Genomic DNA, 11,567 nt, shown 5'->3' with positions numbered 1-11,567 from the left:
GGGTCCAATGCGCAAAAAGGGATCTGAACCGCCCGATCATTTTGTTGGCCGCGATTTGTTGGCGAATTTATTCTAACTTCGACTGAAAAAGTAGAATAGAGCTATCGATCCGTCTAATCAGTTGTTCTTGTAAATTCGATCGGAATTGGTTCTTAATGCACACATGACGCTGGACCAGTTGCGCATTTTCGTTGCCGTTGCCGAACGCGGCCATATGACCAAGGCGGCAGAGCTTTTGGGCATCTCCCAGTCGGCGGCGTCGGCCGCCATCCGCGCTTTGGAAGAGCAGCATGGCGTTCATCTGTTCAACCGTGTCGGCCGCAACATCGAGCTGGCTCAGACCGGCCACCGTTTCCTGCCTGAGGCCAAGGCGGTGCTGGAACGCGCCGCCGCCGCCCGAAATGTGCTGGAGCATGTCTCGCAGACGGTCGCCGGCAGCCTGTCCATCGCCGCCAGCCTGACCATTGCCAGCTACTGGCTGCCGCGCCGGCTGGCCTCTTTCCACGAGGCCTACCCGGCGGTGCGCTTGAACGTCAGCATCGGCAACACCAGGCAGGTCGAGGCCAACGTGCTCGATGGCACCGCCGATCTCGGTCTGGTCGAGGGGCGCACCGAGTCAGACATCCTCCGCCGCACCAAGGTCGACGTCGACAGGTTGATGCTGGTCGTGGCCGCCTCGCATCCCGAAATCGCCGAGATCGCGCCGGGCCGCCCGGATATCAGAGGGCTGCGCTGGATCATCCGTGAGGGTGGTTCGGGCACGCGCGAGGTGCTGGAGGACCTGGCCCGCCGCGAGGGGATATCGCTTGGCGACCTGCAGATATTTCTGGTGCTGCCGAGCAACGAGGCGGTTCGCCAGGCGGTCGAGGCCGGCGCCGGCGCCACCATCATCTCGGACCTCGTCGTCGGACGCGCCGTCGCCGAGGGCAGTCTCCGGTCGGTGCCGCTCGAACTGCCGAAGCGCGACTTCGCCATGATCACCCATCGTGACCGCCGGGCAAGCTTGGCCCAGATGGCGCTCAAGGCGCATCTCGGCGCTGAAGCGGGGAACGGCATCCCGGCATAGCCGTCCTCAGGGCATCTGATATCGGTCTAGGGTCGGGGTGAAATGGTGCGGCCTCGTTTGGGTATTTATGGTCATTATGGGGTAGCCGCAGTTATGTGTTCAGGAGAACTTCCGCTGCGCATCCAGCGCCAGGCCAAGGCCGACCGAACCGAACATGTCGCCCTCGATCACAGCCGCTTGCGGCACCAGCGACAGGATTTCACGCCGTGCCAGCGGGATCGCGGTCGAACCGCCGGTGAGGAATACGGCGGTGATCGCAGACGCCGTTATGCCGGCATCGGCAATCGTCTGCCGCACCGTAGCGGATACCCGCTCGATGTCGGCGGCGATGGTCTCTTCCAGGCCGGTCCGCGAGATCTCGGCGGCGAAATGCGCGCCGGGCAGCGCCACCGTTACATCGGCCGAAGCCTGATCCGTCAGCGCGATCTTGGCTCGTTCGACGAGGCCGGCCAGCGCATGGCCGTAACGGTGCTCGACAATATGGATGAAGCGGTCGACAAGGTCGGCGCGGACGGCCTCGAAGCGGATTTGCCTCAGATGCGTCATCGCCTTGGCAGTATAGACGAGGTTGATGCGCTGCCACGTCGCGAGATCAATGAAATAGCTCGCCGGCAGGTTGCGCTTGCCGTCTTTTGTGGGCGTCAGGTAGCCGAGCTTGGGCATGACATGGGCAATGCTGAGCAGCCGGTCGAAATCGGTGCCGCCGATATGGATGCCGCGGTTGGCCAGGATATCGTCCTTGCGGTCGCGTGAGCGGGCGCGTTGCGGCGAAACCCGCACGATCGAGAAGTCGGACGTGCCGCCGCCCATGTCGACGATCAAGGCCAGTTCCTCGCGCTTCACGTCCTGCTCATAGTCGAGCGCTGCCGCGATCGGTTCGAACTGGAAGGCGATGTGCTTGAAGCCTTGCGCGCGCGCCGCCTTTTCAAGCTCGCTTTGCGCCTTGGCATCGGCTTCCACATCTTCGTCGACAAATTGCACCGGCCGGCCGAGCACAACGTTCTCCACCGGAGCGCCGGCATCTTCCTCAAGCCGCTTCTTCAAATGGCCGACGAACATGCCGACAATGTCGATGAAACCGATCTGCCGGGCCTTGATCCGCGTCTTCTCATGCGCCAGCGAACTGCCGAGCACGCTCTTCAGCGACCGCATCAGCCGGCCTTCGATGGCATCGGTGTAGTCGGCAATGGCGCGGCGGCCGAAATAGGTGTGACCGTCCTCGAAGTTGAAGAAAACCGCGCTTGGCAATGTCGGCTGTTCACCTTCCAGCGCCACCAGCCGTGCCTGGCCGTTGCGGATCACGCCCACCGTAGAATTGGACGTGCCGAAATCGATGCCGCCAAATGCCTGGTGCATTGCAGCCTCCTGTCATTGGGTCGTCGCTGTGGCGGGCGTCCGCAAGGCGCGCGCCGTCCAGAGGCCTGACCGTTCTGCCGAATGATTGTGCGTGTAACCCGAGGGTTGGGAGGCGGCGGTCTATCGCAAGACTGAGAAAAGGGGAACCCCTTTTCCCCGGAAATGGGTCCTGCGCGTCAATCCCTGCGGAAAATCAGCCTGCCCAGCCAGCCGGTGATCATGGCCAGCGACACGGAGAAGACGCCGTAGAGAAACGAGTAATCATGCGCGACGCGGAAGATCGACTGTTCGAAGCCCGATTTGCGGATTTCGAGCTGGGCCGAGCTTTCCTTGAGGAACAGACCGCTCTTGAACAGGAACGCGCGGGCTTTATGGGTTCCAACCGGGACGTTGGGCGCCAGCCGAACCGTGGCGCGAAACAGGTTCTGCGACAAGAACTGCACGCCGCCGACATTCTCGCTATAGAGGCCGGTCGCCGCCTTGCGCTCGCGCAGCGCCACGGTGAATTCCTCGATCGTCGCCGGACTGTCGGTTACCTCGGCCGGCTGCATGTAAAGGTTGGAGGCGCCGAGCGACAGCTGCTTGTAGCTGTTGGGTTCGGTGATGTCCTGCAGCGGCCGCGTCGTGGCGACGGAGTAGGATACCGGCACGTTCTCGAAGGTCTCGGATTCCAGATTGACCCAGACGCCGAGCACGCGGTCCTTGCGGCGCACCACCACCGGCCGCGGCGGGCCTTCGAGCACGACGATGACGTCGTAGCGCCCCTGTCGCGCGACCAGCGGGTCGGGATTTTCCAGCGAACCGAAAATGGTCAGGTCGGCGCCGGAAAAGCCGGCGGTGATCGACACCGCGTCGGTGGAGAGACCGATCTGGATGCCTTCCGGCAAGGGGTTCGGCGATTGCGCTGCCGCCGGCAGAGCGAGGGCGAAAAGCAAAACGGCGGCCGAAAAAATCCCCCACCGCAGCATCAGTTCAGGCCCGCGGCGGTCAGCGAATAGAGGTTTGGCGGCGTGACGAAGAGATCGATGGCAAGCCGGATCGCGACCGCCAGCACCAGCAGCGCCAGCAGTGCCCTGAGCTGTTCGCCGCGCAGCTTCTGTCCTGCCTTGGCGCCATATTGCGCGCCGGCAACGCCGCCCGCCATCAGCAGGAAGGCAAGCATGACGTCGACCGTCTGGTTGGTGGTGGCGTGGACAAGCGTGGTGTAGGCCGAGGTGAAAATGATCTGGAACAGCGAGGTGCCGATGACGACGTTGGTCGGCACCTTCAAGAGATAGATCAGCGCCGGCACCATGATGAAGCCGCCGCCGACACCCATGATCGACGACAGGAAGCCGATGCCGGCGCCGAGCCCCAGCACCGGAATGACGCTGACGAACAGCTTCGAGGCCCTGAAGCGCATCTTCAGCGGCAGCCGGTGGATCCAGTTGTGCTGGCCGGATTTCTTCAAGACCGGCGCCGCACCGCTGCGCGTCGCGCGCAGCGCATTGACGCTCTCGACCAGCATCAGCCCGCCGACGGTGCCAAGCAGCACGACGTAGAGCAGCGAAATGAACAAATCGAGCTGGCCGAGCCGACGCAGGAAGGCAAAGACAAAGATACCGCCGGTCGAGCCGACAATGCCGCCGGCCAGCAGCACCCCGCCGAGCTTGAAGTCGAGCGTGCCGCGCTTCATGTGCGACAGCGCGCCGGAGAAGGAGGAGGCGATAACCTGGTTGGCGCCGGTAGCAACGGCGATTGCCGGCGGGATGTTGTAGAAGATCAAGAGCGGCGTGATCAGAAAGCCGCCACCGACCCCGAACATGCCCGACAGGAAACCCACCGCCGCGCCCATTGCCAGCAGCACGAAGACGTTGACGGAAATTTCCGCGATCGGGAGATAGATGCCCACCCGTCAGTCTCGATCAGTTTGCCTGTCGGCGATTGCAGCCATTCCAGGGCATTGTCGCACCGAAAAGCCAATTCTTTCTTGCACCGCCGGGGCAGTGGGATCAAACCCCGCCGCCCTACCGAAACAAAAAACATCTCAAGCAGTTAGCAGGCAAATGTATGGCAGGGCGTCGCGTTAGCGACGCATCTGCCGTTATTTGTGCGCCAGCAGCGCCTTCACCAGCTTTTCGTCGATTTCGCCGGTCGCCTGCATCTTGTTTTCGGTCTGGAAAGCCATGATTGCGGTCTTGGTCTTGCCGCCCATCACGCCATCGGCGCCGCCGGCATCGTAGCCGTTCTTGTTGAGGATGAGCTGGATGTTCTTGACCGCCTTCTTCATGTCGACGCTGGCGGTGGTCTGCGGCGTGCCTTCCTGCCAGGATTCAGGAATGTCGGCCGAGTTGGACGCCGGGTCGAGCGGCTTCGGCTTCCACAGTTCCGTGGCGGCGCGCGCCCGCTCCAGCTGTTCGGGGCGCAGCGCAGTGGCGACTTCGTCGCGCTTTGCAGCCGCATCCTTGTCGCCGGTCTTGGCGACGAGCGCGAACCATTTGTAGGATTCCTCCAGGCTCTGCTTCATGCCGACGCCCTTTGCCGCCAGGATGCCGAGATTGAACTGGCTGTCCTTGACGCCGACATCGGCCGCCGCCTGAAACCAGTGCGCGGCCGATTCATTGTCGGTCACGCCGTCGGCGGCCATGGCAAACAGAACGGCCAGATTGTGCATGGCGCTGGCATTACCCTGCGCGGCGGCGAGCTGGTAGAAGGTCTTTGCCTTCTTGACGTCGCGCGTGACGCCGATGCCCTTCTCGTAGAAATTGCCGATGCGGTATTCCGCCGGTGCGAAGCCGAGCTCGGCCGACTTTTCGTACCATTTGGCCGCTGCCGCCATGTCTTCCTTGACGCCGCGCGATTCAGCATAGCGCGAACCGAGCTCGAACAGCGCCTTGGCGTCGCCGCCGGCAGCCGCGTCGCGCAAGGCTTGCGGGCCGGCATCGGCCGGAACGTCTATCTTGGCCACGGCAGGTGCTACCGCGGCATCAGCCGGCGGAATGGCGCCGGTAGTATCCGAGGCCGTCGTATCCGAGGCCGAGGGCGCCATGACGGCGGCCGCAGGCTGCGCGTCAGCAGCCGCCGGTTCCGCAGTGGCGGTCGTCGGCAGCATTGCATTTGGCGCGGGGGCCGGATCGGCCAGAGCCATCGGCGCTGGCGCGGGTTCCACGGCCGGCATTTCGGGCTCGGCGATCGAGGCCGCATTCATTGGCGCATCGTTGCCAACTGCCGGTTCCGTGGGCTCCGCCTGCCTGACGGTCCGGGCCGGCGCGTCCTGCACGGCCACCTGCGCGTCTGCCTTGGGTTGGCTGGCAGCGTTGACCGAAGCAGTCTCGACCGGCTGCGAGGCGACGATCGGCGCTGTATCGTTGCTTGCGACCTCGACCGGGTCGGCGAAGAAGGCCTTGCCGAGTTGCAGGCCGGCAAGCGCCAGCATGATCGCGACCGCTCCCATCAGTATCGGCTTGCGCCGCGCCTTGAGCAGGTCGCCGATACGAAGCGCCTTGACCGGGCCCTTCATGGTGGACTGGCGTTTCAGCGCGTCGGCCTCGGCGGCCGCAGCCTGCGCCGCGCGCCTGGCAGCGGCAATGAAGTCGGATTTCGATGCATCGCCGGAGTTTTGGCGCACCGGTGGGCCACGTTCGTCGCGTACGCGCTTCATGATGGCGTTGAGGTCGGGCGCGCCGGAGCCCGGCTCCAACGGCCGGTTGGCGAGCTTCGGATCGAGCGGCTCGTCGAGATCGACGCTCGGCATGTCGACATTGGGCCCCGAGCCGGCAAGCGGCGGCATGTCAGCCGGCTTCTTGCCCCTGAAGGCGCGCGCCAATCCACCGAACAGCGACGTCTTGGCCGTGGCTTCGCCTTTCTCGGCAATCCTGTCGGAACCGAGCGCTGCCTGGGCAGCGGCCGCGGCAGCCTCGGCTGGCGAGCGCCGCACGGGTTCGCTGCCCATGACCGGGTCGCTACGCGTACCCGGGTCGGCGCGCATATCCGGCTCGCTGCGCATGATGGCGGCGGCGCGGCCGTCGAGATCGGCCATGTCTCCGGTCAGCGGCAGCGGCTGGTCGATATCCATCGACGGCGCGTCCTGCACCGAAATCTTGGAGGCGCGTGCAGCGCGGGCCCGCCGCGCCGGCTCGGCCTGGGCATCCAGAAGCTCGCTCACCGCCTCCGCCGGTTCGCTGGTCTCCAGCGAGCCCAGACGATCGACGATCTTGAGCAACGTGTCGTGGATAGCCTCGAATGTCCGTGAATTGCGCTCGTCCGAACGGCGCGTCAGCGCTTCCAGCGTCTTCAGATCCTGAGCAAGGCCGGTAACGGCCGCGGTGTTGGCGTTGGAATCTGCCAGCGAGCGCACGGCGCTCTCGGCTGCTTCGCGTGCCGCGCCCATGATGGATTCGCGGGTTCCGGCCAGCGACTTCTCGATTTCGTTGAGGCGCGGGCTGATGTCCTCGAATTCCGGCAGCGGCGTGCCGGGCTTCGACAGATGCGCCGATAGGCTGGAGACCTGCGCCTCAAGGCTGCGGATCAGTGCCGGATCGATGCCGGCGACCTGCGCGGCCGACGATTCCAGCCGGCTTGAAATGTCTTCGAGCCGGCTTTCCAGGCCGCGGATCGCCGCCTCGTTGGCAGGATCGGGAATGCGCGTCTCCATGCGTTGGGCGAGCGCGGTGAAGCGTGCGTCGATGGCGTCCATGATGCCGGCGCTGTCAGCCTGCGGCTGGCGCTGGTCCAGCCGGTCGGCAACCTCGTCCAGCCGCCGCTCGAGATCGCGAAACAGCATGTTGCCCTGTTCGATGGCGTCGCCCTGCCGACGTTCCATCATGCCCGACAGCACGTCGAAGCGCTGTTCCAGACCCTGGAAGATATAGTCGGCGTCGGGCATGGCCGGGGCGCGATCGATCTTGTCGGCGATCATCGCGATCTGCTTGCCGAGGCGCTCCATCGCCTGTTCCGGCAGATTGGCGCGGCCGGCAAGCTCATCGACCCTGTTCGACAGCGTGCTGAGACGGTCGAGAACCTCGCCGCTCGGACGAACCTGCACGACTTCCTCGATCTGCTGCGCCAGCGAGGCGATCCGCTTCTCGATGCGTTCAAAGGGTTCGGGGTCGAAGGAATTGGCCTGTGCGGCGACGGTCGAGGCGACGATGGCGCGCGAAATCTCGTCGAGCCGTTCGTCGATCAGGCCAAGCGTGTCGCCGCCGCGGTTGCTCTGCTGGCTGACGAAATGATCGACGGCGCCGGCAAGCGTGCGGACCTTTTCTTCCATCGAGCGCAGCGACAGCGATTCCGGCAGATTGTGGACCGCATTGCTGATCTGTTCGAGCCGGTCGGTCAGGGCCGAAAATCCGGGGCCGTCGGCACGGTTGCGCTGGTCGGCGTCGACACGGTCCTCGAACGCGCTCCAGCGGCGGTCGAAATCGTCCCAGCGGCGGTCGACCTTCAGCACACTTTCCTCGCGCGCCAATGTGTCGAGCGCCGTCTTTACCTGCTCAAGCTCGAGCCGCAGCATGTTGACGCTTCGGTCGTCGCTCTTCTCGGCCAGCGTCTGGATGGCGCCGGACAGCCGCTCGAATTCGACGCCGAGTTCGGCGCTGCCCTTGCCGGGCAAGCCGCTTGCCTGACCACCCGATTGGTTGCTCGCCTGGAACGCCCGTTCGATGTCCTTGCGCAGCGCGGCGAATTCGCGCTGCAGGCCGGCGGTCATCTGATGGCGAAGTTCCTCGCGCAGGCCGCGCAATTCGCCGGCGATCTTGCCGACCACGGCGACGCTGTCTTCCTGGCCGCGCACGCGGTCGATGTCGCGCGCGATCGCCTGATAGTTCTGGTCGAAGCCGGCCGTCACAGGGCTTTTCGGCCGCGGCGCGGGCTGCGGGTCCTCGTACCAGCGCGGCGGCGGGGCGTAGGGCTGGGCACTTGCGTAGCGCGGCTCCGGAGCGGGCCGGCGCGGATCGAAGCGCTCGGCGGCGTCCTCGCGCTTGCGCTCCAGCCGCTGCTCCAGCGTTTCCAGCGAGCGGTTCAATTCATCAAGCGTAGTGTTCGGCCTGCGCGGCCTGCCGGCGTTGAGTGTATCGAGATAGGACCGCTTGCTGTTCATCGATGCGTCCGTTTTTCAGAATGGCCGGCTTGCTGCCAGTTTCCCCAGGTCCTTGTCGGGAACGAAGGCGGCCGCGCGGCACTGCTGCGGCGAAAGACGAGCTTCCCGGGCCAGGCCCGCTCTCCGAAAAACCGTGAAAAATTCGCTACAGGATAAACACGGGTGACCGACATCCGCACATTTCACCCATCGTGGTAAACAAGGCGTTAACCAAGCTTAAGAAGTTACGGCATTGCTGGAAATACAGGCGGTGCCCGTTCGGACCCGGCGCCGGGGGTGCGGCATAAGGTTTCGCAATCCCAGAACGCCCTTGCGTCATGCGGCGGCTATCGTTATAGAATTGACGTAAACGTAAGAGGGGCGCCGTTCGTGCCTTTTGCGATGAATTAGTTGAAACCACGACTGGAAGCATGCCCCCGCTTCCACTCAGGCGTTGCAAGGTCCGAGACCGCGATGCCACGACAGGGGAAAGCCAGTGACTATGAAACTTGTTTCGCCCGGCGAAGCCGCGGCCAACACCAACAATATGTCTGCCGAAGCCGGCGAGGAGCTGGTGCGCATCGGCGAGATGGCCAAGAAATACGGCGTGACTCTGCGCACGCTGCGGTTCTATGAAGACAAGGGCCTGCTCAATCCAAAGCGCGATGGGGCGACGCGGCTCTACACGCGTCGCGACAAGGCGCGGCTGAAGCTGATCCTCCTCGGCCGCAAGGTCGGGTTCTCGCTACGCGACGTCAAGCAGATGATGGATCTCTACGATCCGACGGGATCCAACATCAAGCAATTGCGGCTGGCTCTCGACAAGTCGGAGAAGCAGCTTGCCCGCCTGCAGAAGCAGCGCGCGCTGATCGACGACGCCATCAACGAGTTGAGCGGCTCGATGTCGGCCGTGCGCCAGATGCTGTCCGAGCGTTCGGCCCCGGCCAGCGCCGCCAGCTGATTTCGCTCCGCAGTTCCCGGCGAAAGCTTTGAAGGTAAGAGCCGCGCGGCCCGCCTGCGTGGCTCTTTTTGCTTGACCACCCTCGCTTTGCGCAAAGCCATGCACCGCTCGTGCCGATAGGCTGGCATAAGTAAATTTTGTAGCGGCGACCAAATTGACGTTTACGCAAACGTCAATTTTTGCTATCCCGCTTTCAACATTGGCCCGCATGCCGCCCCCAACCTCATGTTTCGGGGCCCGATCTCGCGGCCAAGGCCCGCATGGTGGAGGAAACACATGCCGATCTACAGGGCGCCGGTCCAGGACACGCTGTTCGTGCTCAACGAGGTGCTGGGTTATCAGCGCTACTCCAACCTTCCCGGATTTGCCGACGCGACGCCCGACGTTGTCGAGGCGATCCTCGCCGAAGGCGCCAAGCTTGCCGAAAACGTTATGCATCCTCTGAACCGCGTCGGCGACATGGAAGGCTGCGTGCGCCATGAGGACGGCTCGGTGATGACGCCGAAGGGCTTCAAGGAAGCCTACGACCAGTATCGCGAAGGCGGCTGGATGGGACTGGCGGCGCCCGTCGAGTTCGGCGGCCAGGGGCTGCCCTATGCCGTGCACACCGCGGTTGCCGAATACATGGTTTCGGCCAACATGGCGCTGATGATGTATCCCGGCCTGACTCAAGGCGCTATCGCTGCGATCATCACACACGGCACCGACGAGCAGAAGGCGACATGGCTGCCGAAGCTGGTCGAGGGGTCCTGGACCGGTACCATGAACCTGACCGAGCCACATTGCGGCACCGATCTCGGCCTGCTGCGCACCAAGGCGGTGCCGAACGGCAACGGCACCTACAAGATCTCAGGCCAGAAGATCTTCATCTCGGCCGGCGAGCACGACATGTCGGAAAACATCGTCCATCTCGTGTTGGCCCGCATCGAAGGCGCGCCGGCGGGCGTGAAGGGCATCTCGTTGTTCATCGTGCCAAAGCTGAAGCTCGATGCCTCGGGCAATCCGGGCGAGAAGAACACGCTCTCCTGCGGGTCGATCGAGGAGAAGATGGGCATACACGGCAATTCGACTTGCGTCATGAATTATGACGAGGCCGAAGGCACGCTGCTCGGCGAGGCCAATGGCGGCCTGAAGGCGATGTTCACGATGATGAACGAAGCCCGCCTCGGCGTCGGCCTGCAGGGCCTGTCGCTGTCCGAGATCGCCTACCAGAACGCGGTCTCCTACGCCAAGGACCGGCTGCAGGGCCGCTCGCTGTCTGGCGCCAAGGCGCCGGACAGACAAGCCGATCCGATCATCGTCCATCCCGACATCCGCCGCTCGCTGATGACCATGAAGGCCTTCAACGAGGCCGGCCGCGCGCTGGCGCTGTGGACGGCGATCAAGTCCGACATCGCCCACCGCTCCGCCGACGACAAGGATCGCCAGGCGGCCGACGACTATACCGGCCTGCTGACGCCGGTGGTCAAGGGCGTGCTCACCGACAAGGGTTTTGACCATGCCGTCATGGCGCAGCAGGTGTTCGGCGGCCACGGCTACATCGAAGAGCACGGCATGAGCCAGTTCGTGCGCGATGCCCGCATCGCCATGATCTATGAAGGCGCCAACGGCATCCAGGCGCTCGACCTCGTCGGCCGCAAGCTTGGCCTGAATGGCGGCCGCGCCGTGCAGGCCTTCTTCAAGGACGTCGGCGAGTTCTGCGAGGAGAACCGCGCCGACGAGAAGCTGGCGCCTTTCACGAAGGCGCTGAAGAAGGGCCTCAACGATCTGCAGGCGGCGACCATGTGGCTGGTGCAGAACGGCATGGCCAAGCCCGACAATGCCGGCGCCGCGTCGACCGATTACATGCATCTCTTCGGCCTGGTGGCGCTGGGCTACATGTGGGCGCAGATGGCCAAGGCCGCGCTCGGCAAGACCGGCGCCAATGGCTCCCAATCTGTCCACGAAAATGGGGCTTTTTACGATAACAAGGTGGTGACGGCGCGCTTCTTCATGGAGCGGATCATGCCCGAGACATCGGCACATCTCGCCCGCATTTCCAGTGGTGCGGACACGCTAATGGCGCTGCCTGCGGAAGCGTTCTAGAAATGGCTGGCGTCCCCCTCCCCCTTGAGGGGAGGGTGGCCCGA

Annotated in this window: 7 protein-coding genes; 3 read left to right on the top strand and 4 right to left on the bottom strand. The window is 64.2% G+C overall.

Annotated elements, in window-relative coordinates; genetic code table 11:
* Positions 1 to 163: 163 nt before the first annotated feature.
* Complete coding sequence (locus tag NKI61_RS00415) at positions 164 to 1,066, top strand: LysR substrate-binding domain-containing protein (RefSeq protein WP_352838646.1); 903 nt, start codon at positions 164 to 166, stop codon at positions 1,064 to 1,066.
* 99 nt (positions 1,067 to 1,165) lie between these two features.
* Here the strand turns inward: NKI61_RS00415 and NKI61_RS00410 are convergent, their stop codons facing one another.
* The 4 genes from NKI61_RS00410 to NKI61_RS00395 form a co-directional block, all read right to left on the bottom strand.
* Positions 1,166 to 2,422 (bottom strand): Hsp70 family protein, encoded by a 1,257-nt coding sequence (locus tag NKI61_RS00410; protein WP_352838645.1) that lies wholly within the window; start codon positions 2,420 to 2,422, stop codon positions 1,166 to 1,168.
* 176 nt (positions 2,423 to 2,598) lie between these two features.
* Positions 2,599 to 3,390: a TIGR02186 family protein gene (locus NKI61_RS00405; protein ID WP_023740748.1), complete on the bottom strand. Its 792-nt coding sequence runs from the start codon at positions 3,388 to 3,390 to the stop codon at positions 2,599 to 2,601.
* Entirely contained in the window at positions 3,390 to 4,313 is a 924-nt protein-coding gene (locus NKI61_RS00400) for a sulfite exporter TauE/SafE family protein (RefSeq protein WP_023669608.1), read from the bottom strand. Before NKI61_RS00400 ends, NKI61_RS00405 begins: the two co-directional genes overlap by 1 nt.
* Positions 4,314 to 4,505: 192 nt before the next feature.
* Positions 4,506 to 8,498: a peptidoglycan-binding protein gene (locus NKI61_RS00395; protein WP_352838644.1), complete on the bottom strand. Its 3,993-nt coding sequence runs from the start codon at positions 8,496 to 8,498 to the stop codon at positions 4,506 to 4,508.
* 481 nt (positions 8,499 to 8,979) lie between these two features.
* Between NKI61_RS00395 and NKI61_RS00390 the strand changes: the two genes are divergently transcribed.
* Both NKI61_RS00390 and NKI61_RS00385 read left to right on the top strand, forming a co-directional pair.
* Positions 8,980 to 9,438 carry a MerR family transcriptional regulator gene (locus NKI61_RS00390; protein ID WP_023740746.1) on the top strand — a complete coding sequence of 153 codons (459 nt, stop codon included), beginning with the start codon at positions 8,980 to 8,982 and terminating at the stop codon, positions 9,436 to 9,438.
* 276 nt (positions 9,439 to 9,714) lie between these two features.
* Positions 9,715 to 11,523, top strand: coding sequence for an acyl-CoA dehydrogenase (locus tag NKI61_RS00385; RefSeq protein ID WP_023740745.1), 1,809 nt, complete (start codon positions 9,715 to 9,717; stop codon positions 11,521 to 11,523).
* Positions 11,524 to 11,567: the final 44 nt, after the last annotated feature.

The sequence above is a fragment of the Mesorhizobium sp. M0514 genome (assembly GCF_040321145.1).
Classification (GTDB): Bacteria; Pseudomonadota; Alphaproteobacteria; order Rhizobiales; family Rhizobiaceae; genus Mesorhizobium.
The sequence above is the reverse complement of the archived record's forward strand: the minus strand, read 5'-3'. Positions and strand labels throughout refer to the sequence as shown.

What these genes read in the sequence shown, in the direction of transcription:
- NKI61_RS00415 (WP_352838646.1), top strand. Translation starts at nt 164, where the DNA reads ATGACGCTGGACCAGTTGCGCATTTTCGTTGCCGTTGCCGAACGCGGC.
- NKI61_RS00410 (WP_352838645.1), bottom strand. Translation starts at nt 2,422, where the DNA reads ATGCACCAGGCATTTGGCGGCATCGATTTCGGCACGTCCAATTCTACG.
- NKI61_RS00405 (WP_023740748.1), bottom strand. Translation starts at nt 3,390, where the DNA reads ATGCTGCGGTGGGGGATTTTTTCGGCCGCCGTTTTGCTTTTCGCCCTC.
- NKI61_RS00395 (WP_352838644.1), bottom strand. Translation starts at nt 8,498, where the DNA reads ATGAACAGCAAGCGGTCCTATCTCGATACACTCAACGCCGGCAGGCCG.
- NKI61_RS00390 (WP_023740746.1), top strand. Translation starts at nt 8,980, where the DNA reads ATGAAACTTGTTTCGCCCGGCGAAGCCGCGGCCAACACCAACAATATG.
- NKI61_RS00385 (WP_023740745.1), top strand. Translation starts at nt 9,715, where the DNA reads ATGCCGATCTACAGGGCGCCGGTCCAGGACACGCTGTTCGTGCTCAAC.